Here is a 25,714-nt window from a genome sequence, read left to right on the forward strand (position 1 = left end):
GCGTTGTGTCGAAAATCATCGAGTAATTCGCATCTGCGAAAAGCTACGGAAAGGGCGTCCCACGGGACGCCCTTTTTTTGTTTTTGCTACGCCTTCTGTAATGCTAACTTCTTTCGTATTGAGACATTGCAATTAGAAAGAGTCATAAGATGCATTTTTCGGCGCGTTCATTTTGTCTTGTCGTAGCAGTTGTTTTCTCATCTACCTCAGCGTCTTCACAACAGATTGCAGATAAGATCTATCTCGGAGGGCCCATCGTAACGATGAACGATACGGCTCCGTCCGCCGAAGCTGTCGCAGTCAAAGATGGGCGCATTCTTGCCGTTGGGTCGCTGTCTGACTTGTCGGCGCATCAGGGTGAAGAAACCGAAACCTATGATCTGGAAGGGCGCGCGATGCTTCCAGGTTTCGTCGACAGCCACGGGCATGTCGTTTTGGGGGGTGTGCAGGCTTTGTCCGCCAACCTTCTTGCGCCACCGGATGGAGAGGTCACTGATATCGCCAGTCTGCAATCCACACTGACTCACTGGGCCGAGGAGAATGCGCAGGCTGTCGAAAAGGTCAAAATGATCATCGGCTTTGGTTACGACAATGCGCAACTAAAGGAACTGCGTCACCCAACACGACAAGAGTTGGACGTGGTGTCCGAGGACCTGCCCGTTGTCATTATTCATCAGTCTGGGCACCTGGGTGTGGCAAACTCGAAAGCCCTGGAGTTGGCAGGTATCACAGCGGCCTCAGAGGCTCCTCCGGGCGGTGTCATTCAACGCGATGAGGCCGGGGAACCAAATGGTGTTCTGGAAGAATACGCGTTCTTTTCGGTTCTGGTGCCGATATTGGGGAGTCTGGGCGAGGAAGGTCTGGCAGCATTTGCCCGAGCCGGAACCAAACTTTGGGCAAAGTTTGGGTATACGACCGGGCAAGAAGGCCGGTCATCGGGTGAAATCGTCGAAGCTCTCAAGAAAGTTGCCGCCGAAGAAGGACTTCCTATCGACGTTGTCGCGTTTCCAGATGTTCTTGAGTCGAGGGAGTATATTGGCGCAAACACCTCGGCGGATTATGACAACAGGGTTCGGGTAGGTGGCTGCAAGCTGACAATTGACGGATCGCCGCAGGGCTTCACGGCTTTGCGGGATCGACCCTATTACGATCCGGTTGGCAACTATGCAGCTGGGTATGCAGGATACTCCGCCATCACGATGGAGCAACTCCAGGATGCCGTGAACTGGTGTTTCGAGAACGGTTTCCAGATCCTCGTGCATTCCAACGGTGAAGGGGCATCTGACATGCTGATTGCGGCCCTCGAAGAGGCGCAGATAAAGTATGGGGATCCGGGCAACCGCCCTGTTCTGGTTCACGGTCAGTTTCTGCGAGAGGACCAGGTTGCCAGCATAAAACGGTTGGGAGTGTTCCCGACGCTTTTCCCTATGCACACATTTTACTGGGGTGATTGGCACCGGGAACACACAGTCGGTCCAGTGAATGCCGACAATATCTCTCCAACAGGGTGGCTGCGTGAGCGGGACATGATGTTCGGCACGCATCACGATGCCCCGGTCGCCTTTCCGGACAGTATGCGTGTCCTTGCGGCGACGGTTACACGTCGAACACGGTCTGGTGACATTCTTGGGCCGCACCAGAGGGTTGATGTGATGACTGCGTTGAAAGCCATGACAATTTGGCCCGCCTGGCAACATTTCGAAGAAGATCAGAAGGGCTCAATCGAAGTTGGAAAAGTCGCCGATTTCGTCATTTTGTCCGACGATCCAACTGCTGTTGATCCCGAGAAGCTGGCCGAACTTGAAGTACTTGTGACCATAAAGGGGGACGAAGTTGTCTATGAGGCCGAAGACGGTATCAGGGAAGGCAATCTGCAATTCTCGCCGTTTTCGAATGATCCAGTAATCGCGCATCTTTTTCTGCATGCGGTTTATCAAGGGATGAAGGTCGAAACCCCATGGCTCGTGCGGAATTAACATAATTTTTTTTAGCGGAAAGCTGAGGCTTTTTGTCGAAGATCATCGAGTAAATCGCATCTGCGAAATGCTACGGAAAGGGCGCCCTGCGGGACGCCCTTTTTTGCTTCGTACACGGCCGAGACTTCTTCGCGAATGATCTCGGGGTGCGGACTCTGCTGAACATAAGGCCGTTCCACTCCTGCAAGCGGTTTGCCCTGCGGACCGGACCGCCCGTTTTCAGAAACGCCGCTCGAAGCCCAGCTCAAACTCGGTTTCCATATAGCTGTAGGCCCTGATATCAGACTGAGTTCGGTTGTATTCCAGTTGCATGAACGGCGAGAAGCCGTTGCCAAAAAACAGATCGTTTTTTTCGACCCTGACTGCCGTACCCCACGACGTCTCGTCCGGCGAGGCGGTGAGGATCGGGCTGGGTGATTGGAATATCCTGTTTTCAAGATAGACGGACGGACGAAACGTGAAGCCGCCGCGTGTGTCGACCTGACCAAACAGGGTCAATCGCTTGCGCAAGTAATTGTCCAGATCGCCTTCGACTGACTTGTCCTGGATCAGCGCGCTCAACCCGATGGATCCCCGCCCGCCGATGGACCGGCGGACACCAAGTTCGGCCTGAAACTCATGACCGTCCAGCGCGCTGTTTGTCGGGTTGTGCAGGCGCGACGCGGATACAAGGCCAAAGACAGATCCCCCGAGCAGGTTTCTGCGTTCGAACGCAGTTTCCAGAGCGATGCGGTTTTCGAACACATTGCCGCCGACAAGTCGGGTCGAGAGGGCCGGCCCGAAAGACACGGTGGTCAACGAGGCGAGGGTGCGCAGACCGAACCTTCCGACAAAAATGTAGTCATCGTAGTTCGAGGTTCGCGCCTCGGTCACGTCAAACGCCAATGATGCAAATGCAACGGTATCGAGGGTGGAAAAGGACAGGTCGACCGGTTTGCGGAAATTCGCAGCTCCGGTGACGCGCAGGCCGAGCTCGGTCGAGGTGTCGCGGTCCAACGTGAACGGCAGCTTCAGCCCGAACAGGTTCAGTGTGATCTGGTCCGTGTCGTATTTGCGCGGATTGCCGACGGTGGTCAGGCCGAGGCTGAGATCCCAGTCGAACCCCCGGCGGGCGTCGATCTGCCGGATGTAGCTGAGAACACGGGCGCGCACAGGGTCCGGCAGATCGCCGGAAAGAACGACAAAGAACTCGTTTCGTGCCCGGTCCCACTGATGGGCCAGAAAGAATGCGCGGGCAAGTTCCAGCCTGACCCGCACGAGATTCGGATTGGCCGCCAGTATCGAGGAGAACTTTTCGATTGCAGCTTGCGGTTGTCCGCGTTGCAGATCCGCAAGGCCACTTAGAAACAAAGCTTCGATTTCCGTTTCGTCGACAAACGCAGCGACTGGAACTTTGTTTTCTGACTGGGCGCGGACCTCGGTATTGGGTAACAGGACAAACAGAAAGCTGAGGGCGGTAAGCAGAATACGGGTCAAGAACAAGCCTTTTTGGACGTCATCCGGCGCCAGAACGAAATTGAGCGGCGCGGTCTATTATTGTTGTTGCGGGAAACCATTTTTGCCGTGAAAACAAACTTTTGCGTCAATTCGGCCCACGGTGCCTGTCGCATTTTCAACAACAAAAACATATCCTATAGATTGCACGGGCGGCATCACTTGCGCCGTATGGGTGAGTAACTAATGTGCCGTTTCAGATTTGACTATGGAGCAGTTATGAATTCCCAAACACGTTGCCTGATTGCAGCATTCATCCCCGTATTATTCCTTGGCGCATGCGGCGGAGCCGCCGGTCTTGATTTTGATGGCGGCGGCGGTGGTGATTCGTCCTCTGGTGGTGGAAATTCTGCCGAAGGGCCGATTTCAACAACGCTGGCGCAGAAAATCAATCTGCCGCAGGATGGCACTGCAACCTTGAATGGCAGGGCAGTCGTGCAGGCGTATTCGTCAAATCAGGTGAATGGTCAAGTCATCGTTCAAAACCAGACTGGCCCGATTCCATCGGATCTGACGCTGATTACAAGCGGCGGAAACATCGTTGCGGCGACGGCTGTTTCGGGGGGATCCAGTTTCAATCTGGACAGCCGCAATGGTGACAGGATTGATCAGGGTACGGCAGCGGTCACCTTCAACTCTCCGGATTTGAATTCCGGTGCAACCATTCTGGACCCAACCCGGACACGGTTCGAGTATCAGACCTTTGGCGCGTGGTTGCATGACCGGAACCAGCCGTCCGGTACTGCGGGCGCCGGGTCCTATGGCTCGGTTACGCCGACCGCCGACATGCCGCGCGGGCAGACCGCCAGCTATCAGGGTGCCAGCACCGGGATTGCACGGCGCGCCGATGGAACCCACTATCAGACGGTTTCCGAAGTCAATGTGTCGACAGATTTCTCCACCGTTTCGATGAGCAGCACCAATACCGTGGCAGACAGCCTGCTGGTCGGAGGGGGCACCGGTCTCGCCCCAGAGCTGGATTTCGCAGGTACCGGCAGCGTTTCGAACTCGGGGTTCGTGGCGAATGTCGCCGGTTCGGGAACCAGCGGTCAGGCCCATGGTGTTTTCTACGGCCCCAATGCGGAAGAAGTTGGCGGAACATTCCAGACCACTGGCGCGAACGGTGTGTCTTATATCGGAGCGTTCGGCGCAGATTGATCACCCTGCAAGAGCCTTCCTGTGTAAAGGCTCTTGCTATCAGGGCTGAATGCCGGTGTCCCAAGCCTGTTACATGCGGGCTTGGGTTTCGTTGCCAAGAGTTCCCCAGGGTTCTCTGGCCGCGATGACGCCTAGAGTGCGGAGTTTGCGGCCGCCCGGACTGCCTGAATGTTTGCACCGTATACTTCGGGTCGGGAGACCGAGCCGCCCTTGAATACGGCGGAACCGGCGACCAGTACGTCCGCCCCGGCGGCTGCGACCAACGGTGCCGTCTGGGGATCAACGCCGCCATCAATCTCGATGTGAACCGGGCGATCACCGATCATCTGCCGCAGGCGGCGGATCTTTGCGGTCATATCGATGAATTTCTGGCCACCAAATCCAGGGTTCACCGTCATGACGCAAACGAGGTCCGTCAGGTCCAGCAGATGCTCGACCGCCTCGGCAGGAGTTCCCGGGTTCAGCGCAACGCCCGCTTTCATCCCGGCGGCTCGGATCGCCTGTAAGGTGCGGTGCGTATGTGGGCCTGCCTCGACATGGGCGGTCAGGATGTCGGCACCCGCATCGGCATAAGCCTGAATGTAGGGGTCGACCGGCGTGATCATCAGATGCACGTCCATCACTGTCTTCACATGCGGGCGGAATGCCGTTACCGCAGGCGGACCAAAGGTCAGGTTCGGCACAAAATGACCGTCCATCACATCGACATGCACCCAGTCGGCGCCCTGGGCCTCGATCGCCTGAATTTCTTGTCCGAAATTGGCGAAATCGGCGGACAGGATGGATGGGGCAATCTTGATGGAACGGTCAAAGCTCATGGCTGGCCTCGTGCGCAGGTAACTTGTTGCCCGCGCATATAGCCGCGATTGATGCCAAAGGGTAGGCCCAATCCCGCGTTTGCGGGGCTTGGAGCCGGGTGGCCGATACTTGCAGCACGGATCGCAGTTACAAAACTTTCATCGAACCGACACATCCCCGTTGAGTGCCGTCTTTAGCTGGCCACCAACACGATTTGGGGGTGGCACGTGCTGCGTATCGAAAAACTGACCAAGCGATTTGGTGACAACGTTGCTGTCGATGCGGCAACGCTGGATGTGGACAAACCTTGCATGATCGGGATCATCGGCCGGTCCGGGGCGGGTAAATCGACGCTGTTGCGAATGCTCAACCGGTTAACCGATTCCAGCAATGGCCGCATTCTGTACGAAGGCCGCGATGTTACCCGACTGAAAGGCCGGGAAAAACGGTCCTGGCAGGCCGAGTGCGCGATGATTTTCCAGCAGTTCAATCTGGTGCCGCGCATGGATGTCGTGTCGAACGTGCTGCACGGGACGCTGAACCGACACTCGACACTGGCGACGATATTCAACCTGTTCCCGATGGAGGATATCCATCGCGCCATCGACATAATGGATCGTCTTGGCATTGCCGAACATGCGCCAAAGCGGGCTGAGGCCCTGTCGGGGGGGCAGCAGCAACGCGTCGCCATCGCACGTGCCCTGATGCAGGATCCCAGGATTATTCTGGCCGACGAACCTATCGCCTCGCTGGACCCGATGAATGCGCAGGTCGTGATGCAGGCCCTGCGCCGTATCCACGAAGAGGACGGCCGCACCGTCATCGCAAACCTTCACACGCTGGACACCGCGCGCCGCTATTGCGACCGCGTGGTTGGCATGCGTGACGGGCGCATCGTGTTTGACGGGTTGCCCGAGCAGCTGACCACCGGGGTTGCCCGCGAAATCTATGGCGCCGACGCCAGCTTCTCGGAAGAGGCGACATCGACCGAGATCGAAACGCTCGGCGCCACCCAGAAGGCCCTGATGGAAGCCGAGGCCACCATCTGAGCCACCCCCACGACCTTTCATCGCCCGGCCCGATGAGAGGTCGGGGCAATCAAACTGGAGAGAGACAGATGAAAAAACTAATGGCTGCCCTTGTTGCGACCACTGCCATGGCCGCACCTGCAATGGCTCAGGACATCAGCGAATTCCGCATCGGTATTCTGGGCGGCGAAAACGCTCAGGACCGTCTGAACAACAACGAGTGCCTGCGGGAATACACCGAAGAAGCGCTGGGCGTTGAGACCAAGCTGTTTGCCCCTGCCGACTATAACGGCGTTATTCAGGGTCTGCTGGGCGGCACCATCGACATGGCATGGTTGGGCGCGTCGGGCTACGCAAAAACCTATCTGAGCGATCCTGAGGCGGTTGAGCCGGTTCTGGTCAAAGTGAATGTCGACGGCGGCTACGGCTACTATTCGATCGGGTTTGCACGCAAGGACAGCGGCATCACCTCGCTGGATGACATGAAGGGCAAGACCTTTGGTTTTGGTGACCCGAACTCGACCTCGGGCTATCTGATCCCGTCGATCGAAATCCCGCAGGCCACTGGTGCGACCATGGATTCGGGCGACTACTTTGGTGAAGTGAAGTTCACCGGCGGTCACGAGCAGACCATCGTTGCAGTCAACAATGGCGACGTTGACGGTGGCGTTACCTGGGCTGACGGTCTGGGCAACTGGGAAGACGGCTACAACTCGGGTGCCCTGCGCCGCGCTGTTGATGCCGGTCTGGTCGACATGAACGACATGGTCGAAATCTGGAAATCCAAGCCGATCCCGGAAGGTCCGGTAGTTCTGCGCACCGCGCTGCCTGCGGATGTCAAAGAAAAGATGACTGCCCTGATGGCTGGCCTGCATGAGAAAGACCGCGAATGCTTCTACGGTGTTGCCGCGGGTGAGGCAAAAGCGTTCGAGCCGATCACGCATGACGCCTACGAAATCATCATCGAAGCACGCAAGCTTAAGTCCAACTAAGCCTGCCTATCCAATGATCGGGGTCTGGTTCGATACCGGACCCCGTTTTCCCCTCAGGAGCATTCCATGACAGACCTGACTGCAGGGTCCCAAAGCGTCGATCAGATCCGCGACGAATATACAGCGATGACGCGACGCAAGAGGGTCTATGGTGGTATCCTTCTGATCTTGTTCGTGGCTTTGATGGCTGCGGGATTCCGCACTGCCGACAGCCGCAATGCGGGGAGCTTCACCGACGGCTGGCATCGCATTCTGGACTATCCGGCCGAGGTGTTGTCGGAAGCCTGGGAAAAGATCGGCGCTATGCCGGCGAACCTTGTCGAGTTTTTTCCCGCATTGATCGAGACACTGAACATCGCGGCGGCGGCAACTTTGGTTGGGACCATCGGCGGAACGTTTCTGGCGCTGATGTCGACGCGGGGCATGGCGCTTTGGCCATCCCTGATCCCGGTCTTCCGCCGGATCTCGGATATCTTCCGCGCCATTCCCGAGATCGTGATTGCACTGGTTCTGATCTTCATTCTGGGTGGTGGCCCGATCCCGGCGATGATCGCCATTGCCATTCACACGGCGGGTGCGCTGGGCAAGCTGTTCTCGGAGGTCAATGAAAACGCCTCGATCAAACCGGTGGAAGGATTGCAGTCGGTCGGAGCCAACTGGTCACAACGCATGTATCTGGGCGTGATCCCGCAAGTCGGTCCGAATTATGTCAGCTACGCCCTGCTGCGTTTTGAGATCAACATTCGCGCCTCGGCCATTCTGGGCTTCGTCGGTGCGGGTGGTCTGGGCTACGAGTTGCGCAACGCCATGTCCTGGGGGCAGGGGCGTTACGATGAGGCCGCGGCCATCTTCATCCTGCTTTTCGTCACCATCGTTATCGTGGATCAGCTGTCCGGGCTGCTGCGCGACCGCCTGACCCACCGGTCGGAAAAAGGAGCTACGGCATGAGTACCTTTGCCACCGACCTGTCGATAGATGACCTCAAGGCCGAGGCCGACCGCCTGTTCAGCCGCAAGCGTATCGTGAACTTTGGATTGCCGGGATTGGTTGTCCTGTACCTGATCTATGTCTTCTTTGCCTTTGACGTGCCAGGGCTGGCCGAACGCGCCAATTGGGAAAACGGCAAGACGCTGGTTTCGGATAGCTACAGCTACAAAACCCATGTCGAGCGCGACAACCGCAATGGTGAAGTTTCGGTTGCCATCGAGGGTGAGCGCAAGGGTGCCTATCCCGAGGGGACCGCGCCGGATTGGGTCGCGTTGGGTGAGACGACCGTAATCGATCTGGAAGACGGACACGTTGTGCGCTTTGGTCCTGAGACGGTCGAGTACGACATCCCGGGTTATGGTAGGGTACGCGCGACACCCAGCCGATCCGCTGGCGTGCAGGCGGAATTGCCGTCAGAGGATGTGCCTGAATGGATCAATGTCTCCAAGAACCGTTTGGCGATCACGACGGATGCGGGCCGTCTGACGGTTACCCGCAACCGATCAGAAGTATTCCGCTATTTCACTGGTTGGGAGCTGTTCTGGTTCACGCTGGATAGCCCGTATTACGGAAAATCCTTCTCGGAGTTGATGGGGCGTGCCGCATCAGGTGAAGCCGGTGCGATCTTCAATGACTTCTGGACCAACAAGATGTGGCGGCATCAGGATGTGGCCTGGGCGATCTTTGAGACCATTCTGATGGCCTTTCTGGGAACCCTTGGGGCTGGCCTGATCGCATTGCCGCTGGCCTTCATGGCGACGCGCAATTTCAATCCGTTGCGGTCGGTACGCTTTATCACGCGCCGGGTGTTCGATTTTGTCCGTGGCGTGGACGCATTGATCTGGACGGTTGTTCTGGCCCGGGCCTTTGGTCCCGGCCCGTTGACGGGGGCACTGGCCATTCTGGTGACGGACACAGGCACATTCGGCAAGATTTTCTCGGAGGCGTTGGAAAATGTGGATCAGAAGCAGATCGAAGGCGTGCAATCCACCGGAGCGAACGCGCCACAGCGCTATCGCTTTGGGGTGATCCCGCAGATCACTCCGGTGTTGTTGAGCCAGTTGCTTTACTTCCTCGAATCCAACACCCGCAGCGCTACCGTGATCGGTGCGATCACCGGCGGCGGGATCGGCCTGCTGCTGACGCAGGCCATCATTACGCAAAAAGACTGGGAAGAGGTCGCCTATTACATCGTCCTGATCATCCTGATGGTGATGTTGATGGATTGGTTCTCGGGCTGGCTGCGCCGACGTCTGATCCAGGGTGAAACCGGAAAGACGCGCAAACCGCGGGATCGCAAGGGCAAGCCGTTCCTATTGCCGTGACCTAAGAACAAGGACAAAAAGACCATGGCGCGACTGCGTTCCGACCAGCCGTTCATCCATCCCGATTGCCAGATTGCCGGCAGCACCTTTGGCGAGTTTGTCGAGATCGGTGCCGGTACCCGCGTGGCGAATTCCGAGTTCGGCGATTACTCCTATTGCGACCGGACCTGCGACATCGCCAATGCCCGGATCGGCAAGTTTGCGAACATCGCCAGCTTCACTCGGATCGGGGCGACCGATCATCCGATGGAGAAAGCCTCGCTGCATCATTTCCACTATCGGTCAGCTGACTATTGGGACGATGCCGAGGACGATGCCGACTGGTTTGCCCATCGCGCGGGTCGCACAGCGTTTATCGGCCATGACACGTGGATTGGTCATGCCGCGATCATCAAGCCCGAGGTTACCATCGGCCATGGCGCGGTCGTCGCCTCTGGTGCGATTGTCACCAAGGATGTAGCGCCATACACGATTGTTGCTGGTGTGACTGCACAACCAGTGTGTCGTCGCTTTCCCGAGGATATTGCAGATCGCATGATGGCACTGGCCTGGTGGGATTGGGACAACAGCAGGCTTCGTATTGCCCTGCCAGATTTCCGTGCCATGTCTGCCGAAGCATTTCTGGAAAAACACGAGGCGTGATCAAGTCAGCCAAGACGGCTCCCGCGCCTGCGGGGACATCGGCTGCGCCGACGCCCCTTGGCGGCCTTGGGCCCGGCGCCGCGCATTGCGCGGCGCTATGCCCAACGGGATGAGGCCTCCGTCAGGAGGTTGAAGACGGGCGGGAGCAATCCCGTTTTATTCTTCGCTTAGGGTTAGTGTTACGCGCTCACCCGCGAATACGGTCTTGCCATATTCAACGGGCTGTCCGTCAGGATCAGCGTTTATCCCCAGCGAATGCAGCACGGGGGCACCTTCGGTCAAATGCAAATGCAGTGCCTGCGTTGCGCTGGCGGACCGCGCGGTCAGGCGGGTCGAAATACGGGTGTAATCCGGTACACCGCAGGTTTGCAGGGCCTTTGTCACCGATGCGTTTTCGGACAGGGCGTCCAGTAGGTCGGGAAATCGCTCTGCCGGAAAGACGCTCTGAAACAGACCCACAGGTTGCCCGTCAGCCAGAGACAAGCCGTCATAGACATGAACCGGGTCACCTGTTTGCAGGCCGAGCGCTTCCGCTTCGGCCTCATCAGATGTGCGGGTCGTCAGGGCCAGTACCCGTTTGCCCGGGATCTTGCCGCTGGCCGAGATGTTCTTGTGATATCTGACACGTTTGCCAATCGGGTAGTCGGTGGGGCGGGCCGAAACAAACACGCCTGCACCGCGCCGGGCGTGGACCAACCCATGCTCGGCCAGATCGGACAAAGCCCGTCGAACGGTATGCCGGTTTACGCCATGGGTTGCGGCCAATTGCGCTTCGGTCGGCAGGCGGTCGCCGGTGTTGTAGCGGCCCTCGGCTATGTCCGAGGTCAGGGTCAGGGCGATGCTTTTCCAGATCGGTGTTTTGCTCATGTCATAAAAACTTCACGGCTGCGGAGATTGCGACTCGAGATCAACAGGTGTAATATTTGTCTAGTTGTATAGTAAAAATAGACAACCTGGCCAAGAGGCTTTGATGGTGGAACAGACAGATAAATCAGCCGAAACCAGGCAGGCATGGATGGGTGTGCTGGCCCGGGCGCCGCAGGATGCCCTGATGGCGCTATGGGACGGCCTGCAGCTGAACCCGACATATGAATGGCTGCGTGCGCCCGAAATCGGTGGCGTCATGGTGCGCGGTCGCACGGGTGGCACGGGTGCCCCGTTTAATCTGGGTGAGATGACAGTGACGCGATGCTCACTGGTGCTGGAGGATGGCACGGTCGGGCACGGCTATGTTCAGGGCCGATCCCGGGATAAGGCCCGAACGGCGGCTCTGGTCGATGCGCTGATGCAGACCGGGTCTGCCGACATGGTCCGGGCAAAAGTGATTGATCCGCTCGCACGGGAGATGCAGGCCACCAAGACGGCACGTGCGGCCAAGGCAGCGGCCACCAAAGTCGAGTTCTTCACCATGGTACGCGGAGAAAATCAATGAGCGCGCAAACCCAATTCTCGGGTGGGTTCCTAAATGCGCCGATTGATGCCGCACATGCCTTTCGTGCGGCAATGACCGTCATGGCGCGACCCGGAGAGGTGCGTGACCTGACTGGTGCTGAACCCCCTGCACCTTTGTCCATAGCGGCGGGTACGTTGCTGTTGACCCTATGTGATCCTGAAACCCGCGTTCACCTTGCTGGGGAGGCTGATACCGAAGCGGTGCGGAAATGGCTGACCTTCCATACCGGAGCGCCGATTGTTCCCGCGGCCGAGGCCGATTTCTCGGTTGGCCGCTGGGAAGATCTCATGCCGCTGAACTCCTACCGGATTGGCACGCCGGAATATCCCGACCGGTCTGCCACGCTGATCGTGGAATGCGACGCGCTCGAACAGCAGGGCGCGGCACTCAGCGGGCCGGGCATCAAGGAGGTGGCGCATCTGTCGCTGCCGGACGTCTCGGCTTTGCAAGGCAATGCGGCGCTCTACCCGCTGGGATGTGACTTCTTTTTCACCTGTGGCACCCAGGTCGCGGCATTGCCGCGCAGCACGCAGATCAGGGCAGAGGGTTAAGCGATGTATGTTGCTGTCAAAGGTGGCGAGAAAGCCATCGAAAACGCCCATGCCTGGTTGGCCGAGGAACGGCGCGGATCAACGGATGTTACCGAGCTGAGCCTTGCGCAGATCCGGGAACAACTGAGCCTCGCCGTGAACCGCGTGATGGCCGAAGGGTCCCTGTTCGATCCAGATCTTGCGGCGCTGGCGATCAAACAGGCACGCGGTGATCTGATCGAGGCGATTTTCCTGATCCGGGCCTATCGCACGACACTGCCGCGGTTTGGTTATTCCAGTCCGGTTGAGACGGGTGGCATGGCATGTGATCGCCGCATCTCGGCCACCTTCAAGGATGCGCCGGGTGGACAAGTTCTTGGGCCGACTTTTGATTACACGCACCGTCTGCTGGATTTCAAACTGGCCGCTGACGGAGAGGTGGCTGCTGCGCCCGAAGGGTCTGCCAGGCAGGAACCAACACCGCATATCACCGAATTCCTGAAGGGTGAGGATATCATTCAGGATGAACCGCCCAGCGACGAGACACCGGGGGACCTGACACGCGAGCCGATGGAGTTCCCGTCTAACCGGCCACTGCGCCTGCAATCCCTAACGCGCGGGGATGAGGGGTTTGTGCTGGGCATGGCTTACTCGACCCAGCGCGGCTATGCCCGCAATCATGCGTTCGTGGGAGAGTTGCGGATTGGCAAGGTCGCGGTCGAGATGGACATCCCAGAGTTGGGCTTTTCCATCGAGATTGGCGAGGTCGAACTGACCGAATGCGAAACGGTGAACCAGTTCAAAGGGTCCAAAACCGAACCGCCGCAGTTTACGCGCGGCTATGGTCTGGTCTTCGGCCAGTCCGAGCGAAAGTCCATCGCAATGGCTCTGGTTGACCGTGCCCTGCGCTGGAAAGAACTGGGCGAGGACGATCTGGGCGCCCCGGCCCAGGACGAGGAGTTTGTTCTGAGCCACGCGGACAACATTCAGGCCACGGGCTTTCTCGAGCATATCAAGTTGCCGCACTACGTGGATTTCCAGTCTGAACTGGAATTGGTGCGAAAACTGCGCCGGGAAGCCGAAGAACGGATTACAGGGAAGGAGGCAGCAGAATGAAGGCGGTTGTTTTTGATATTGGCGGTGTACTGGTCGACTGGAAACCGCATCTGGCCTGGGCCGAGGCGCTTGGGTCGGAAGACGCCGCACATGCGTTTATCGAACGTACGGACTTCCTGGCGCGCAATGCGCGCGGAGACAATGGCGAGCGTTTTGCCGATCTGGCACAGGAACTTGACGATCCGCAGGACCAGCGCCTTTTTGCGGCATATGTAGGATTGTACACGCGTACCGTTGAAAACGCGATCCATGGAACCTGGGATGTTCTGGACCGGCTCAGGGCGCAGGGTACTCCAGTTCATGCCATCACCAACTGGTCAGCCGAAACCTGGCCAGAAGGACTGAAGGTGCACCCGCGTCTGGGCGAGGTGTTCGGAACATTGGTCGTTTCGGGGCAGGAGGGCGTGATGAAGCCCGACGCGCGAATTTTCGAACTGCTTTGCGCTCGTGCCGGTATTGCGCCCGAGGAGTGTGTGTTCATCGATGACGGTCTGCACAATGTCGAAGGCGCGCGTGCGGTTGGCATGGATGGTATTCACTTTACGACGCCGCGGGCGCTGGAGGCAGAACTGACCGAAAGGGGTTTCCTGTGACGGGGTTCAGGATTGTCCGTCCGGGGCGAAGTGAGCTGGGGAACGCTCCGGTGTATCCGCGCGGGCTGGCGGATTTTTGCCGAGAGAGGTCTGCGTCGGAGCGCCGATCGCGCTCCATTCGTCTGTTGGGTCGCGTTGTTGCGCCTCACGTCGCCGTTTTGCATGGCGGGTGTGCCAAAGCAAATAGAAGAAAACGATCAATAAGAACGAACCAATTAACATTACGTCCACAAAAACACCAAAAAACAAAACGATACGCCAAATGACTGAGTATAACTTCGCATATCTGGACGAACAAACCAAGCGAATGATACGCCGGGCCATCCTCAAAGGCCTTGCCATTCCGGGCTATCAGGTGCCGTTTGCCAGCCGTGAAATGCCGATGCCTTACGGCTGGGGCACCGGGGGTGTGCAGGTTTCAGCGGCGACGTTGACGCCTGATGACACGTTCAAAGTGATCGATCAGGGCGCGGATGACACGACGAATGCGGTGTCGATCCGCAAGTTCTTCGAGAATACGGCGGGCGTCGCGACAACCGAAGAGACGGCCAAGGCCACAGTCATTCAGACCCGCCACCGCATCCCCGAGGCGAAGCTGACCAAAGATCAGATACTTGTCTATCAGGTGCCGATCCCGGAGCCGCTGCGTTTTCTGGAGCCGCGCGAGACAGAGACGCGCAAGATGCACAGCCTTGAGGAATACGGGCTTATGCATGTGAAGCTGTATGAGGATATCAGCCAGCACGGCGCGATTTCGACCGCGTATGCCTATCCGGTCAAGGTGTCGGGCCGCTATGTCATGGACCCGTCGCCGATCCCGAAATTCGACAACCCCAAGCTTGAAATGGATGCGATCCAGCTGTTTGGCGCGGGCCGGGAGCAGCGGATTTACGCGGTCCCGCCGCACACCAAAGTCGTGAGCCTCGATTTCGAAGACCATCCGTTTGAAGCGACGAAGGCCGACCATCCGTGCAATCTGTGCGGGGCCGAGGACAGCTATCTGGACGAGGTGATCATGGATGATGCGGGCAACCGGATGTTTGTTTGTTCTGACACTGACTATTGCCGGTCACGCCGTGAGGCAGGCCATGTGGGCCGATTGGCTGAGGAGAGCGCGGCATGACCCCTTTGTTGCAGGTCAAAGGCATCCGGAAACGCTATGGTGCACGGATCGGGTGCATGGATGTAAGCTTCGACCTCTACCCTGGCGAGGTGATGGGGATCGTGGGCGAAAGCGGGTCAGGCAAGTCGACCCTTCTGAACTGCCTGGCGGGGCATCTGGAACCGGATGCGGGTCAGGTGATCTTTGAAACTCGGGCGAATGGACCGGTTGACACCGTTACCATGTCGGAACCCGAACGTCGGATGCTTGGCCGTACCGACTGGGCTTTTGTGCATCAGCATGCGCGGGATGGTTTGCGCATGTCGGTCAGTGCCGGCGGCAATATCGGCGAGCGGCTGATGGCGGTCGGCGATCGTCACTACGGCAATATCCGCCACAAGGCCATCGACTGGCTGGGCCGGGTCGAAATCGAGGCAGAGCGTGTCGATGACCGCCCGACCGCGTTTTCGGGCGGGATGCAGCAGCGGTTGCAGATCGCGCGGAATCTGGTGACCGGACCGCGGCTGGTGTTCATGGATGAGCCAACCGGCGGACTGGATGTCTCGGTTCAGGCGCGTCTGCTGGATCTGCTGCGTGGGCTTGTGCGTGAAATGGGGCTGAGCGCCATTATTGTCACCCATGATCTGGCCGTGGTGCGCCTGCTGGCAGACCGGCTGATAGTGATGAAGGATGGTCGCGTGGTCGAAGCTGGGTTGACGGATCAGGTGCTGGACGACCCGCAACACGCCTATACGCAGCTGCTTGTGTCGAGCGTTCTGCAGGTTTGACTATTTGGGAAAAGATGAAGTGCGATGATTGAGTTAGTCAACGTGAGCAAGAGCTTCACCCTGCACAATCAGGGCGGCGCGGTGATCCCGGTGATGGAAGGTGCCTGTCTGCAAGTCGGACCGGGTGAATGCGTGGCCCTGACCGGAGCCTCCGGAGCGGGCAAGTCGACCCTGATGCGGCTGATCTACGGAAATTATCTGGCCGCCTCGGGTCAGGTGCGGGTCGGCGGGGTGGATGTGGCGCGGGCTGAACCGCGCGAGATTTTGGCGTTACGGCGAGAGACGTTGGGCTATGTCAGCCAGTTCCTGCGCGTGGTGCCCCGGGTGCCGACGCTTGAGGTAGTGGCCGAGCCGTTGTTGGCGGTTGGCTGCGACAGGCAGGCGGCCTTGGACCGCGCGGCCGGGTTGCTGCGGCGTCTGAGTATTCCCGAACGCCTTTGGACACTCAGCCCGACGACATTTTCGGGCGGCGAACAGCAGCGGGTGAACATCGCGCGTGGTCTTGCGCATGAATATCCTGCCATGCTGCTGGACGAGCCTACAGCCAGTCTGGATGCGCAAAATCGTGAAACCGTCCTGTCGCTGATCCAGGAGGCGAAGGAGCGCGGCGCTGCGATTGTCGGGATTTTCCACGATGTCGCGGCGCGGGAGCGGGTGTGCGATCGCGAGGTCAACGTCTCGGATTTCACGCCGGGGGTGGCTGCATGACCTTGGCCCCCGTCATAGCGATTGTTGGCCCTTCGGGTGTGGGCAAGGACAGTGTGATGGAGGCGTTGGAGGCGCGGGTGGACGGCATTCAGCGGGTGCGGCGGGTGATCACGCGACCCGAAGGCGAAGGCGGTGAAGATTTCGAACGTGTTCCGGTCGAGATGTTCCGACTAATGGCACAGGATGGCGCGTTTGCGCTGCATTGGTGCGCCCATGGGTTGCAGTACGGAATTCCGGGCGGGGTCGCGGATCAGCGCCGCAGGGCCGAGGCGTTGCTGGTCAACCTGTCGCGTGCGGTCCTGTTGCAGGCGCAGGATGTGTTTGGTGAGCTGATTGTCGTGACGCTGACCGCAGATCCGGACGTTCTGGCACAACGCCTGTCGGCGCGCGGACGTGAAAGTGCAGCGGAACAAGCGCGTCGTCTGGGTCGGGCGGAGGCTTCGCTGCCCGAAGGTTTGAACCGGGTGATCGAAATCGACAACTCAGGGCCCCTTGATGCCACAGTGGATGAGATCCTGTCCCGGCTTCAGCCGGAAAGAGCGTAGCGATGGATCAGATGGAACCGACCGTCTTCAGCCTCGCCCACCAATGCCAAGTCGTCGATCCGAAACGGGTTTGGCAGCATCGGTTCAAGGTGTGTTGCAAGCGCTGCCTGAACGCTGCGAAGGGTGGGTTTGTCCAGTTTGCCGCTAAGCGTGATGTGAAATCGGAACGAATCCAACACGTAAGGGTAGCCCCAGTTGACCAGATTGGCGTCCTGTTCCGGTGTCAGGCCGTTGCCACGACGGCGGGCCAGATCCGCGTCGGTCGCAGGGGCGCGGAACGTATCAAGATCGCGAACACAAGCGGCGGCCAGTTCGCCAAGTTTCGCGGTGTCTCCCAAGGGGCACAGGGCGAGGAAGCGGCCGAGCCGCGCAATCTCCAGACCCTCCAACTTGACCGGAGCGTAGGATGCCGCCAGTCGTATGCAGGCGTCCTGCAGTTCTGCGGCTGTTCGGGTTTTGTGCAGGCGGAAGGGCGGTTTCATCGTCGCATGCAGGCCGTATTTGCGCGGAACCTCGGTGACGGTGGCTACGTCAACGCCGTCCACGGACGGATGCGCTGCCACGGAGCCCGTTTCCATGTTCCAACCCAACCAGCTTGTTGCGAACCTTGTCCAGTCCGCGTCGCCGGGTGGCGCAAAATAGATCGCGTATCGCGTGAATGTCACATTGGCCTCCTACCTGTGTGGCCGATCCATAGCCCAAACTGCGTGAAGTTCAGATGACAGAAGAATTGATCCTTGCCAATGCGACGCTTGTTTTGCCCGATGAAACGGTTACGGGCAGCATTCGCATCCTCGGCGAAACCATTGCTCAGGTCGATACTGGGGTGGCAGTCCCCAAGGGGGCGGCGGATTGCGAAGGCGATTACGTCAGCCCCGGTCTTGTCGAATTGCATACCGACAATCTGGAGCGTCACATTCAGCCGCGTCCAAACGTACACTGGCCGCACGCCGCGGCCATCATTGCCCATGATGCGGAACTTGCTAGCACCGGCATTACGACCGTCTTTGATGCCATGCGCGTGGGTTCCATACCTTCGGGCGCGGGGCGTTACGGAAAATATGCCCGGGGTTTGTCGCGCGAGCTGTGGCAGTTGCGCGAGCAGGACGCATTGAAGATCAGCCATTTTCTGCATTTGCGGGCCGAGGTCTGTTCGGAAACGCTGATCGAGGAGTTGGCCGAATTCGGCCCCGAAGATCGTGTCGGGCTGGTCTCGCTGATGGATCATACGCCGGGGCAGCGGCAGTTCCGGGACATGAACAAGCTTGAAGCCTATCTGAAGGGCAAATACGCGATGGATGACGCGATGTTCACGCGGCACGTGGCCCAGCTCAGGGGGCTGCGGGAACGCAATGGTGACAAACACGAAACCGAGGCGGTCAAGGCCGCCCGTAGGTTCGGTGCGGTTCTTGCCAGCCATGACGACACCACAGCAGATCAGGTTCGTATCTCAGCCGGTCACGGCATTCGTCTGGCCGAGTTTCCCACAACGGTCGAGGCGGCGCAGGCCTGCCATGCGCATGACATCAAGGTTATGATGGGCGCGCCGAACGTGATCCGGGGTGGTTCGCATTCGGGCAATGTGGCCGCCCGTGATCTGGCCGAACTTGGACATCTGGATATTCTGTCTTCGGACTACGTGCCGTCGGCGCTGCTGCTGTCCGCCACGATGCTGGGTGAGCTGTGGGGCAACATGGCGCAGGGCCTGAAGACAGTGACACAGACCCCCGCGCAGGCCGCCGGTCTGGCCGATCGGGGTGAACTGCGCGCGGGTTTGCGTGCCGATCTGATCCGCTTTCGCCTGCGCGATGGTATTCCGGCGCTGAGCGCGGCTTGGTCGCGAGGGCGCCGCGTCGCTTAGAGCGGCAGGGTAAAGGCCGCTCAGGTCCTGTAGAACAGATAGCGGTCCGGGGCTATGGTCTCGGGTCCGGCAAATTGCTTGAATCCCACCAGGGGCTGGCCGGAGATCAGCAATCCGCCCGGCAGCATGACCCGCGCGATCAGCGGGCTGAGGCGGGTGGCCTCGGCAACATCCTCTTCCTTGATGCCGCGTCCGAAATCATAGTGGGCCATGGCGATGCAGGGGCCGTTTTCTGCCAGCTTTTCCAGCATCGGTTCTGCCTCGCCCTGCAGAAAATCTTCGGCCGGGGGTGTGCTGGAGGGATGGCATTGCAACACGCGATCCATGACCCAGATGCGCCGGTCGGGCAGGATCTCCCGCAAATGGTCATAGGTCCGGCCATTGCCAAGTCCCATATCCAGAATATCCCCAGGTGTTTCGGCGATCCGGGCTGCAGCCCAGTTCAGACCGTCGCGTTGCGCGGTCAGGCGGCGCAGCATGGAATCAAGTCGGCTCATCGGGTACTCCGTGGGTGTATCGGATGGGGGGGGCGACCCAGATTTCTGTGGGTCCGTCCAGCAATCTGGCCAGCAGGGTTTCGGTAAATCGCCAGATGTCTGGATCGTGCACCAGGTGGTGGGTCAGCACGCCAAACGGTTCGGCATTGTCCGCGCGACCTTCGCGCCGGTCGCGCAGGAAGCCTGCGGTTCGGGTGATCAGTATGTCCGGATCAACAAGTCCCCGTGTCCCACGCCAGTCGATCGGGTCCAGATGGGTATTCACCTGTTCCAGACCAGGCGCGGCCAGCCTTGACGCACGCGGCGTTGCCGTTGACAGAATGCGATAGCCGAGATCGGGCAAAACCTGCGCCACTTCGGGGGTGATGCGGTTCCATGGCGGAACGAAAACACGCCTGAGCCGGTCGCCGAACAGTTTGTGCAGAGTCGAAAACCCAGCCCCCGCGTCCTGCGCAATTTGCGCCATTGGACGATGCAGGCGGAATTCAGCTTTTTTCTCGGTGGTCGGCGCATGGTTTTGATGGGACCACCCGTGCACCACCGGGACCAGTTCGGAATGCTGCGCGACATAATCGACCAGGGCTTGGTCTGCGTCGCGGGGGATTACGGCAAGATGTACGGGCAGGCCGATGCGGCAAGACAGAGCCGACAGGGTTTCAAGCTGCGGCGTCACGGTTACCGCATCGTCGTCCCGCCACCAAAGCGGCAGGGTCAACTCTGCATCCGACCAGAGTTTCAGTTCGTGTGTCAGAGGGTTCCAGTTTGCGGTCATCGGCACCGCTCCAGCAGCGTTTTCGTGATCTCGACGGCTTTCCGTGCGCCATCGAACCCTTGTGTCGGAACCACGCGTGCACCGTCTGACAAGACTGTGCCGACAGCCTCGGCCAGAGCAGTGCCGCTTAACCGGGCGCTGGGCAGCACCCCGATGCCCAGAAGATCTGCAAGGCTTTGAGCGCGCAAACCCTGTTCGACCTCATTGCCGTCGTCAAAGGGTATGAAAACCGCCGGCGTTCCGCTTTGCAGAATATCCAGCGCAGTGTTGTAACCGCACATGCTGACCGAAGCGGCGGCAATTGGAAGCATTTCACGAAAATCCGGCCGGACCGGTTCCAGCGTGATGTTGGTGCCTTCGGCCTGTTTCGACAGATCGGCGATGCGCGCGCTTGCGTCTCGTCCGCCGACCAGCAGGCGCCAGCGCCTGTCTGGCATCTTTTGGGCGGCCTCGATGGCCGCGCGAAAGATCGGCTGGCCCACCGATCCGCCACCGGCGCTGACGATGACCTCGTCCCGGCCGACGCCGTCCGCGTGCGGTTGCGGTGCCGGTGGGGCAACAAAACCGGTGTAGTGCAACCGCTCGGACAGCTCAGCCGTGACAGGCCAACTGACATCCAGTTTCGTGAATTTTGGGTCCGAGTGGACAAGGATGCCGTCATAGTACCGCATCACCATCGCAAGTGCGCGATGAGCTTTCTCTGGTTTGGAGGGCGGCGCAAGGATGTCGCGGATCGACCCCAGAATCAGCGGGCGGCGCGGCAGGCCATGTGCTGCTTCAAGGGCAGCCGTGAACTCTCGGGCCAGCGAGCGCCGACCAAACGGAAACAGTTCGGTGATCAGAACATCCGGCTGAAAACGCCGAACGGCCTGCGTCAGCGCGACGATCCGGGCTGACAGATATATGTCGTCCGCAACAGAGCCTGTTTCGGTCAGAAGTCGCGTGAAGTCCGTTCCATCCGACCGCAGGGGAGGCAGCCCGAAAAGCGTCAGCCTCGCACTGTTCAGTTGCGGTGCGGGCATCCCGCCAGATACGACCAACACCTCAGCCCCGTCCCGCGCATAGGCGCGCCCAAGTGTCAGGGCACGGCTGAGATGACCAGTGCCCAACAGGTGCGTGACTACGATCAGAACCTTCATGAACTGCCCTTCGGGCGCAGCAGGCGAACCGGTTCGGGATCAGGGTGCATGTTTCTCATGTCGACGATATACAGCCGGTTGCGCTTGATTTTGAAGGGTGCGGGGCCGTTAAAGTCCCACCCCCAGGCCTGCGCCAGAATGACCCGCATGATACCGATATGGCAGACGGCAAGTGTGTCCCTTTGCAGGCCTGACAGCCAAGGGGCCAGACGGGCTCGGACGTCGGACGGGCTTTCTCCGTTTGGGGGGCGGAAATCCCATCCCCAGTCCTCGATATGGCGGTAACCGCTGCTGGCATCTGCGATCAGGTCAACGCCACGCTTACCCTCCCAGGCCCCCCAGTTCATTTCGATCAGGGCGTCTGATGTCTGCGGCGCGCGTCCGGACACCAGTCGCGCCGTTTCGCTTGCACGCGTCAGAGGGCTGGACCACAGCTCGGCCGTGTCCCACGGGGAAGGGAGGGCGGAACCCGAAAGCTCGGCTTGCGCGTCGTCATCCAGTGCAATATCGCTGCGCCCCTGAATGCGCCCCGCACGGTTCCAATGCGTGTGGCCATGGCGAAGAAGGGCAAGCCGGGTCATGTAGGCACCCCCAATAGCGGGCGGGCGTGTTGCCAGAAGCGCCTGGTGGCTTCGGGCATCAGGTTGCGCGCTGCCACATGCGCGCGCGCGTTTTCTCCCAGCGCGCGGCGCAGGACCGAGTCATTCAGCAACAGCTGCATCCGGTCGGCCAGGCCTTGAGCGCCCGCTTCGACAGTCGGATGGTCCGAGGGGGCCAGAACATCGCAAACACCGGGTCTGTCCTGCGCAACAACCGGAAGGCCACAGGCCTGAGCCTCAAGATAGATCATGCCATAGGCTTCGTTCACGCCGGGCCAGACAAGAAAGGACGACTTTAGGTAGGCAGTTTGGACCCCGGCCCGGTCCAGCAGACCCAGAATACGCACCTTCCCGTTAAACCGGGCCATCAGTGCTTCGACTTCGGGTCGGGCGGGCCCATCGCCAACGATATTTAAGGCCCATTCCCCGTCAAGCTGGGCCAGTGCGTCGGCAAGAACCCGGTACGAGGTCAGCTTGTCGCCATGCCGCATCATGCCGACCGCCAGCATGGGCCCGTTGCGTTCCGAAACGGCGGGCAGATCTGCAATGGGCAGAAACGGCGGCAACTCGGCCAGGATTTGATCGCCAAATCGGTCCCGTTCCAGCGTGATCAGGTCGTTGGCGGTGTGATAGTAGATCACCCGCGCCGCATCGCAGGCCCGGTGCGCAGCGCTGGCAAAATCGGCCCATGGGCCGTTCAGCCGGCTGGAGGCGCGGGTGCTTTCTAGTTGCACATACGGAATACCCCGGGCCTTGCAGACCTGTGGCCCCAGCAGATCAGGGGCCTTGTAATAATTATGATAGGTCACCCACAGAGCCGTTTCGGCTGGCATCGTGTCCAGAACGCGTTCCACTTCGACCCGTGCCGCGGCATGCAGCGCCTGCTGGATTCCGGTATCTCCGGTCTTGTCATAGATGCGGAGCGTGGAAACGAGGTCGACCTTGTCCCCCTGCGCGCCGATCGCCTTCATTAGATTGCGCGCCATTTCGCGGTCGCCCGAGGGAACCGGGCTGTCCGGAGATTTCATGGGGGCGTAAAAGGCAACCCGTGCCATCAGGCAGGTTCCAGACACAAGGCGTTCAGGCGGGCGGACAGCCGGGCAATGCCGGGATCCATTTGGAATTCGGTGATCAGGCGCTTGTAAGCCGCCGCAGCCATTCTGGCCGCCTCTTCCGGATCGGCGGCAACACCGGACATTGCGGATGCCAGCGCTGCGGGATCATCGTCCGCCAGAACACCGTGCACGCCGGTCTCGATGAACTCGGGAATGGCGGAAACCGGGGTGGACAGGATTGGCAACTGCTGAGAGGCCGCTTCCATCAACACGTTGGGCAAACCATCACGGTCGCCGTCCACCGCAATCCGGCTGGGAAGAACAAACAGGTCGGCACGCCGCATCGCCTCGATCACTTCGGGCTGATCGCAGGCACCTTTCCAGCTGATCCGGTCCGCCAAACCCGCAGCGACGGCCCGTTCCTGCAGCTGTTTGTTCAATGAACCGCCCCCGATATGGGTCCAGTGCCAGTCCAGTGCATCCGGTAACAGGGCGAATGCGTCGATCAGTCGGTCAAACCCTTTTTTTTCGACCAACCGGCCGACGGACAGCATGTGAAACGGGTCGTTTGCGGCCCGGATCATACGGTTGGGAGGGGACGGAAAGCGCGACAGATCCAGCCCGTGATAGATCAGTTCAATCCGCGCGGGATCATCAGAAAGCCCACGCAGGTGTTTTGCGCCAATTGCGGTGCAAGTGGCCCCGAAGGTGGCACCAAACGTGTCGGACCGCAGTTTTTCCCGCTTCTCCCATTCTGGTGAGGTCCAGATGTCCTTGGCGTGGGCGGAAAAGCTCCACGGCAATCCCCGCATGATCGCGGCATATCGCGCGACCGAGGAGGGCGTGTGCATGAAATGCGCATAAAGCGCCAGCGTTTGCTCCGGCAGTTCGGCGGCCAGAACGCAGGCTTGCCCGAAGCGCCGGATGCGATTGTGACTAGGGTCGCGGCGCAGATCATCGCGCCAGACGCGGTAAGCCTGGCTGTAGCCAGGCAAAGCCCGCGCCACAAGACGGGCAGCCCAGACACGGCCGGGTTCTTCGTACAAGTACTCGGGCAGGTAATGGACACGACCCTGAAATCGGTCGTGCAGAGGGTGGCGCTTGACATCCGTTGGGCGGCGCAGGGACCAAATCTCAAAGCGGTGGCCAGCCTCTTGCAGGGCCACCAGTTCCTGGGCGATGAACGTCTCGGACAGGCGCGGCCAACCTTTGACCAGCACCGCCAGTTTCGGCAGGTCTGCGGTCATCCGGTGGCCCGTTCCCGTTTGCGGCCCAGCAGAACCTCAATGCGATCGGTCACGTAATCCAGCCCGCCCAACAATCCGCCCCGGATGGCTTCTGACGGCAGCGGCTGGTGCGGAATATTGCGAATGGCCTGGATCATTGCCTCGGTTGTCAACCCTTCCCGGCGTTCGTCCAGCATGCGGATCAGGCCCAGGTTTTCGGCCCGGGAAGCCCGGATCCACTGTTCCAGGCGCGGTGTCGTGCGCGGTACGATGACCGCACGTTTGTCAAAGGACAGAACCTCGCAAAAGGTGTTGTACCCGCCCATGCAGACAACTCCGGTGGCGCCGGCAAACAGGGTTTCAATCTGCGATTCAAATCCTACCGCGGTAACACGCCCATCAAGCGCGGCAACGCGCGTTTCGAACTCTTCCCGCAATTCGCCCGACAGGAACGGTCCGTAGACCAGCACCGCCCTTGGCGACAGGTCGGGGTCGCTTTCGTAAGCGGACAGCACCAGATTGACGAGCGCCTTGCCGTCTCCGCCGCCGCCGGGCGTGATCAGCACGTAAGGCTGCTTGGGTGGGTCGCCAACGGGGCCAAGATCGCGCCTAAGATAACCTGTCCAGTGAATACGGGACTGCGCCGCCGGGCTGAGCGGCAGCCCCTTGGTCGGATCGTAGACCGATCGCAAGCCGTATACCCAGATTTCGTCGTAAAACCGCTCCGTCGCGGCCACTGCGTCCTTTCTGGCCCACTCGGCGGCCAGAACCTCGGGCTCGTCCAGAACATCCCGCAGACCCAAGACAAGCCGTGTCCGGCGCGAACGTTCAAGGGTTTCCAATGTGCGCAGCAACTCGCCCCGAAACCCTGTCGGCTCTTTGTCCACGATAAAGACGTCGGGATCGTACTGCTCGACCGCGGTCTGAATCAGGCGCGCGCGCAGCTCTGTGACTTCTTCGATGCCCATGCCAATGGTCTGCGAGGCATATGAACCGTCGGCCCGCTTGGTGACGCCGGGCAGGCGCACATGGTCGACGCGGCGTGGAAACGTAAACCGCCCCGCCACGGGCGAGCCCGTCAGGATCAGCGCGGAGGCCGTCGGATCTGCCTGGGTGATTGCGGCGGCCAGCGCACGGGAACGGCGCAAATGGCCCAACCCGAACGTATCGTGGCTGTAAAACAAAATGCGCGGCGCGCGGCCGGATATCTCACTATGTCGTTCTAGGCTCATGCCTTCGCCCGTTTTTTTGTCATTTCGGTGCAGTATCCGCGCAAATGCACCCGTATCTTATTATTTCAGTCTCTGCCCGCCAAACGAGCGCTGCCCGA

27 protein-coding genes are annotated in these 25,714 nt (G+C 59.8%); 16 read left to right on the forward strand and 11 right to left on the reverse strand.

Features of this window, described 5'->3' with window-relative positions:
- Window positions 1–263: 263 nt before the first annotated feature.
- A complete protein-coding gene (locus tag AC2FIR_RS06810; protein ID WP_496715499.1) occupies window positions 264–1,976 on the forward strand; it encodes an amidohydrolase in 1,713 nt (570 codons plus the stop codon).
- Window positions 1,977–2,195: 219 nt separating this feature from the next.
- On the opposite strand, the gene AC2FIR_RS06815 is transcribed toward AC2FIR_RS06810, so the two are convergent.
- The gene (locus AC2FIR_RS06815) at window positions 2,196–3,452 is read right to left on the reverse strand and encodes a tetratricopeptide repeat protein (RefSeq protein WP_170613549.1); all 1,257 of its coding nucleotides are present in this window, start codon (window positions 3,450–3,452) and stop codon (window positions 2,196–2,198) included.
- 237 nt (window positions 3,453–3,689) lie between these two features.
- On the opposite strand from AC2FIR_RS06815, the gene AC2FIR_RS06820 reads away from it, so the two are divergent.
- The gene (locus AC2FIR_RS06820; RefSeq protein WP_170815896.1) at window positions 3,690–4,628 is read left to right on the forward strand and encodes a transferrin-binding protein-like solute binding protein; all 939 of its coding nucleotides are present in this window, start codon (window positions 3,690–3,692) and stop codon (window positions 4,626–4,628) included.
- A gap of 131 nt (window positions 4,629–4,759) precedes the next feature.
- Here AC2FIR_RS06820 and rpe read toward each other — a convergent pair whose 3' ends face one another.
- Complete coding sequence (gene rpe / locus AC2FIR_RS06825) at window positions 4,760–5,446, reverse strand: ribulose-phosphate 3-epimerase (RefSeq protein WP_170613545.1); 687 nt, start codon at window positions 5,444–5,446, stop codon at window positions 4,760–4,762.
- A gap of 207 nt (window positions 5,447–5,653) precedes the next feature.
- Between rpe and phnC the strand changes: the two genes are divergently transcribed.
- The 5 genes from phnC to AC2FIR_RS06850 all read left to right on the forward strand — a co-directional run bounded on the left by phnC (window position 5,654) and on the right by AC2FIR_RS06850 (window position 10,400).
- On the forward strand, window positions 5,654–6,475 hold the full coding sequence (gene phnC / locus AC2FIR_RS06830) for a phosphonate ABC transporter ATP-binding protein (RefSeq protein WP_170613543.1): 822 nt from the start codon (window positions 5,654–5,656) through the stop codon (window positions 6,473–6,475).
- A gap of 68 nt (window positions 6,476–6,543) precedes the next feature.
- Window positions 6,544–7,446 carry a phosphonate ABC transporter substrate-binding protein gene (phnD, locus tag AC2FIR_RS06835; RefSeq protein ID WP_155148824.1) on the forward strand — a complete coding sequence of 301 codons (903 nt, stop codon included), beginning with the start codon at window positions 6,544–6,546 and terminating at the stop codon, window positions 7,444–7,446.
- Window positions 7,447–7,512: 66 nt separating this feature from the next.
- Window positions 7,513–8,394 (forward strand): phosphonate ABC transporter, permease protein PhnE, encoded by an 882-nt coding sequence (gene phnE / locus AC2FIR_RS06840; RefSeq protein WP_496715493.1) that lies wholly within the window; start codon window positions 7,513–7,515, stop codon window positions 8,392–8,394.
- The gene (gene phnE / locus AC2FIR_RS06845) at window positions 8,391–9,758 is read left to right on the forward strand and encodes a phosphonate ABC transporter, permease protein PhnE (protein ID WP_170613541.1); all 1,368 of its coding nucleotides are present in this window, start codon (window positions 8,391–8,393) and stop codon (window positions 9,756–9,758) included. Before phnE (AC2FIR_RS06840) ends, phnE (AC2FIR_RS06845) begins: the two co-directional genes overlap by 4 nt.
- Window positions 9,759–9,782: 24 nt before the next feature.
- Window positions 9,783–10,400, forward strand: coding sequence for an LbetaH domain-containing protein (locus AC2FIR_RS06850; RefSeq protein WP_170613539.1), 618 nt, complete (start codon window positions 9,783–9,785; stop codon window positions 10,398–10,400).
- A 156-nt stretch (window positions 10,401–10,556) separates the two neighbouring features.
- Here the strand turns inward: AC2FIR_RS06850 and phnF are convergent, their stop codons facing one another.
- Window positions 10,557–11,267, reverse strand: a complete 711-nt coding sequence (gene phnF / locus AC2FIR_RS06855; protein WP_170613537.1) for a phosphonate metabolism transcriptional regulator PhnF — start codon at window positions 11,265–11,267, stop codon at window positions 10,557–10,559.
- 103 nt (window positions 11,268–11,370) lie between these two features.
- Here phnF and phnG point away from each other — a divergent pair, with 103 nt between their 5' ends.
- The 8 genes from phnG (at window position 11,371) to phnN (ending at window position 17,235) form a co-directional block, all read left to right on the forward strand.
- Window positions 11,371–11,832, forward strand: a complete 462-nt coding sequence (gene phnG / locus AC2FIR_RS06860) for a phosphonate C-P lyase system protein PhnG (protein ID WP_170613535.1) — start codon at window positions 11,371–11,373, stop codon at window positions 11,830–11,832.
- Window positions 11,829–12,404, forward strand: coding sequence for a phosphonate C-P lyase system protein PhnH (gene phnH, locus AC2FIR_RS06865; RefSeq protein WP_170613533.1), 576 nt, complete (start codon window positions 11,829–11,831; stop codon window positions 12,402–12,404). The genes phnG and phnH overlap by 4 nt, the downstream gene beginning before the upstream one ends.
- 3 nt (window positions 12,405–12,407) lie before the next feature.
- Window positions 12,408–13,499: a carbon-phosphorus lyase complex subunit gene (locus AC2FIR_RS06870; RefSeq protein ID WP_170613531.1), complete on the forward strand. Its 1,092-nt coding sequence runs from the start codon at window positions 12,408–12,410 to the stop codon at window positions 13,497–13,499.
- Entirely contained in the window at window positions 13,496–14,092 is a 597-nt protein-coding gene (locus tag AC2FIR_RS06875; protein ID WP_170613529.1) for an HAD family hydrolase, read from the forward strand. The genes AC2FIR_RS06870 and AC2FIR_RS06875 overlap by 4 nt, the downstream gene beginning before the upstream one ends.
- Window positions 14,093–14,354: 262 nt before the next feature.
- A complete protein-coding gene (locus AC2FIR_RS06880) occupies window positions 14,355–15,215 on the forward strand; it encodes an alpha-D-ribose 1-methylphosphonate 5-phosphate C-P-lyase PhnJ (RefSeq protein ID WP_480440678.1) in 861 nt (286 codons plus the stop codon).
- Window positions 15,212–15,982 (forward strand): phosphonate C-P lyase system protein PhnK, encoded by a 771-nt coding sequence (phnK, locus tag AC2FIR_RS06885; protein ID WP_170613527.1) that lies wholly within the window; start codon window positions 15,212–15,214, stop codon window positions 15,980–15,982. The genes AC2FIR_RS06880 and phnK overlap by 4 nt, the downstream gene beginning before the upstream one ends.
- 24 nt (window positions 15,983–16,006) lie before the next feature.
- Complete coding sequence (gene phnL / locus AC2FIR_RS06890; protein ID WP_170613525.1) at window positions 16,007–16,690, forward strand: phosphonate C-P lyase system protein PhnL; 684 nt, start codon at window positions 16,007–16,009, stop codon at window positions 16,688–16,690.
- Complete coding sequence (gene phnN / locus AC2FIR_RS06895) at window positions 16,687–17,235, forward strand: phosphonate metabolism protein/1,5-bisphosphokinase (PRPP-forming) PhnN (protein ID WP_496762086.1); 549 nt, start codon at window positions 16,687–16,689, stop codon at window positions 17,233–17,235. The genes phnL and phnN overlap by 4 nt, the downstream gene beginning before the upstream one ends.
- On the opposite strand, the gene AC2FIR_RS06900 is transcribed toward phnN, so the two are convergent.
- Window positions 17,217–17,900 carry a DUF1045 domain-containing protein gene (locus AC2FIR_RS06900; RefSeq protein WP_170613521.1) on the reverse strand — a complete coding sequence of 228 codons (684 nt, stop codon included), beginning with the start codon at window positions 17,898–17,900 and terminating at the stop codon, window positions 17,217–17,219. The two genes, phnN and AC2FIR_RS06900, sit on opposite strands and share 19 nt — an antisense overlap.
- A gap of 53 nt (window positions 17,901–17,953) precedes the next feature.
- On the opposite strand from AC2FIR_RS06900, the gene AC2FIR_RS06905 reads away from it, so the two are divergent.
- Window positions 17,954–19,096 carry an alpha-D-ribose 1-methylphosphonate 5-triphosphate diphosphatase gene (locus AC2FIR_RS06905; RefSeq protein ID WP_170613519.1) on the forward strand — a complete coding sequence of 381 codons (1,143 nt, stop codon included), beginning with the start codon at window positions 17,954–17,956 and terminating at the stop codon, window positions 19,094–19,096.
- Window positions 19,097–19,116: 20 nt separating this feature from the next.
- Here AC2FIR_RS06905 and AC2FIR_RS06910 read toward each other — a convergent pair whose 3' ends face one another.
- Genes AC2FIR_RS06910 through AC2FIR_RS06940 form a run of 7 tightly spaced genes read right to left on the reverse strand, consistent with a single transcriptional unit; the run spans window position 19,117 to window position 25,616 of the window.
- On the reverse strand, window positions 19,117–19,593 hold the full coding sequence (locus AC2FIR_RS06910; RefSeq protein WP_170816773.1) for a class I SAM-dependent methyltransferase: 477 nt from the start codon (window positions 19,591–19,593) through the stop codon (window positions 19,117–19,119).
- A complete protein-coding gene (locus AC2FIR_RS06915; protein WP_170815897.1) occupies window positions 19,580–20,365 on the reverse strand; it encodes a polysaccharide deacetylase family protein in 786 nt (261 codons plus the stop codon). The genes AC2FIR_RS06910 and AC2FIR_RS06915 overlap by 14 nt, the downstream gene beginning before the upstream one ends.
- The gene (locus tag AC2FIR_RS06920) at window positions 20,362–21,504 is read right to left on the reverse strand and encodes a glycosyltransferase family protein (RefSeq protein ID WP_496744815.1); all 1,143 of its coding nucleotides are present in this window, start codon (window positions 21,502–21,504) and stop codon (window positions 20,362–20,364) included. The genes AC2FIR_RS06915 and AC2FIR_RS06920 overlap by 4 nt, the downstream gene beginning before the upstream one ends.
- Entirely contained in the window at window positions 21,501–22,085 is a 585-nt protein-coding gene (locus AC2FIR_RS06925; protein ID WP_170613511.1) for a histidine phosphatase family protein, read from the reverse strand. The genes AC2FIR_RS06920 and AC2FIR_RS06925 overlap by 4 nt, the downstream gene beginning before the upstream one ends.
- Window positions 22,082–23,158 (reverse strand): glycosyltransferase family 4 protein, encoded by a 1,077-nt coding sequence (locus AC2FIR_RS06930; protein WP_170619446.1) that lies wholly within the window; start codon window positions 23,156–23,158, stop codon window positions 22,082–22,084. Before AC2FIR_RS06930 ends, AC2FIR_RS06925 begins: the two co-directional genes overlap by 4 nt.
- Window positions 23,158–24,405 carry a glycosyltransferase family 4 protein gene (locus tag AC2FIR_RS06935; protein ID WP_480490550.1) on the reverse strand — a complete coding sequence of 416 codons (1,248 nt, stop codon included), beginning with the start codon at window positions 24,403–24,405 and terminating at the stop codon, window positions 23,158–23,160. The genes AC2FIR_RS06930 and AC2FIR_RS06935 overlap by 1 nt, the downstream gene beginning before the upstream one ends.
- Window positions 24,402–25,616 carry a glycosyltransferase family protein gene (locus AC2FIR_RS06940; protein WP_496715486.1) on the reverse strand — a complete coding sequence of 405 codons (1,215 nt, stop codon included), beginning with the start codon at window positions 25,614–25,616 and terminating at the stop codon, window positions 24,402–24,404. Before AC2FIR_RS06940 ends, AC2FIR_RS06935 begins: the two co-directional genes overlap by 4 nt.
- Window positions 25,617–25,714: the final 98 nt, after the last annotated feature.

It is taken from the genome of Ruegeria sp. CDSB136 (genome assembly GCF_059610965.1).

Excerpts from the sequence above, each read along its gene's own strand:
- AC2FIR_RS06810 (WP_496715499.1), top strand. The coding sequence starts at position 264 with ATGAACGATACGGCTCCGTCCGCCGAAGCTGTCGCAGTCAAAGATGGG.
- AC2FIR_RS06820 (WP_170815896.1), top strand. The coding sequence starts at position 3,690 with ATGAATTCCCAAACACGTTGCCTGATTGCAGCATTCATCCCCGTATTA.
- rpe (WP_170613545.1), bottom strand. The coding sequence starts at position 5,446 with ATGAGCTTTGACCGTTCCATCAAGATTGCCCCATCCATCCTGTCCGCC.
- phnD (WP_155148824.1), top strand. The coding sequence starts at position 6,544 with ATGAAAAAACTAATGGCTGCCCTTGTTGCGACCACTGCCATGGCCGCA.
- phnE (WP_496715493.1), top strand. The coding sequence starts at position 7,513 with ATGACAGACCTGACTGCAGGGTCCCAAAGCGTCGATCAGATCCGCGAC.
- phnE (WP_170613541.1), top strand. The coding sequence starts at position 8,391 with ATGAGTACCTTTGCCACCGACCTGTCGATAGATGACCTCAAGGCCGAG.
- AC2FIR_RS06850 (WP_170613539.1), top strand. The coding sequence starts at position 9,783 with ATGGCGCGACTGCGTTCCGACCAGCCGTTCATCCATCCCGATTGCCAG.
- phnF (WP_170613537.1), bottom strand. The coding sequence starts at position 11,267 with ATGAGCAAAACACCGATCTGGAAAAGCATCGCCCTGACCCTGACCTCG.
- phnG (WP_170613535.1), top strand. The coding sequence starts at position 11,371 with ATGGTGGAACAGACAGATAAATCAGCCGAAACCAGGCAGGCATGGATG.
- phnH (WP_170613533.1), top strand. The coding sequence starts at position 11,829 with ATGAGCGCGCAAACCCAATTCTCGGGTGGGTTCCTAAATGCGCCGATT.
- AC2FIR_RS06870 (WP_170613531.1), top strand. The coding sequence starts at position 12,408 with ATGTATGTTGCTGTCAAAGGTGGCGAGAAAGCCATCGAAAACGCCCAT.
- AC2FIR_RS06875 (WP_170613529.1), top strand. The coding sequence starts at position 13,496 with ATGAAGGCGGTTGTTTTTGATATTGGCGGTGTACTGGTCGACTGGAAA.
- AC2FIR_RS06880 (WP_480440678.1), top strand. The coding sequence starts at position 14,355 with ATGACTGAGTATAACTTCGCATATCTGGACGAACAAACCAAGCGAATG.
- phnK (WP_170613527.1), top strand. The coding sequence starts at position 15,212 with ATGACCCCTTTGTTGCAGGTCAAAGGCATCCGGAAACGCTATGGTGCA.
- phnL (WP_170613525.1), top strand. The coding sequence starts at position 16,007 with ATGATTGAGTTAGTCAACGTGAGCAAGAGCTTCACCCTGCACAATCAG.
- phnN (WP_496762086.1), top strand. The coding sequence starts at position 16,687 with ATGACCTTGGCCCCCGTCATAGCGATTGTTGGCCCTTCGGGTGTGGGC.
- AC2FIR_RS06905 (WP_170613519.1), top strand. The coding sequence starts at position 17,954 with ATGACAGAAGAATTGATCCTTGCCAATGCGACGCTTGTTTTGCCCGAT.
- AC2FIR_RS06910 (WP_170816773.1), bottom strand. The coding sequence starts at position 19,593 with ATGAGCCGACTTGATTCCATGCTGCGCCGCCTGACCGCGCAACGCGAC.
- AC2FIR_RS06915 (WP_170815897.1), bottom strand. The coding sequence starts at position 20,365 with ATGACCGCAAACTGGAACCCTCTGACACACGAACTGAAACTCTGGTCG.
- AC2FIR_RS06920 (WP_496744815.1), bottom strand. The coding sequence starts at position 21,504 with ATGAAGGTTCTGATCGTAGTCACGCACCTGTTGGGCACTGGTCATCTC.
- AC2FIR_RS06925 (WP_170613511.1), bottom strand. The coding sequence starts at position 22,085 with ATGACCCGGCTTGCCCTTCTTCGCCATGGCCACACGCATTGGAACCGT.
- AC2FIR_RS06930 (WP_170619446.1), bottom strand. The coding sequence starts at position 23,158 with ATGGCACGGGTTGCCTTTTACGCCCCCATGAAATCTCCGGACAGCCCG.
- AC2FIR_RS06935 (WP_480490550.1), bottom strand. The coding sequence starts at position 24,405 with ATGACCGCAGACCTGCCGAAACTGGCGGTGCTGGTCAAAGGTTGGCCG.
- AC2FIR_RS06940 (WP_496715486.1), bottom strand. The coding sequence starts at position 25,616 with ATGAGCCTAGAACGACATAGTGAGATATCCGGCCGCGCGCCGCGCATT.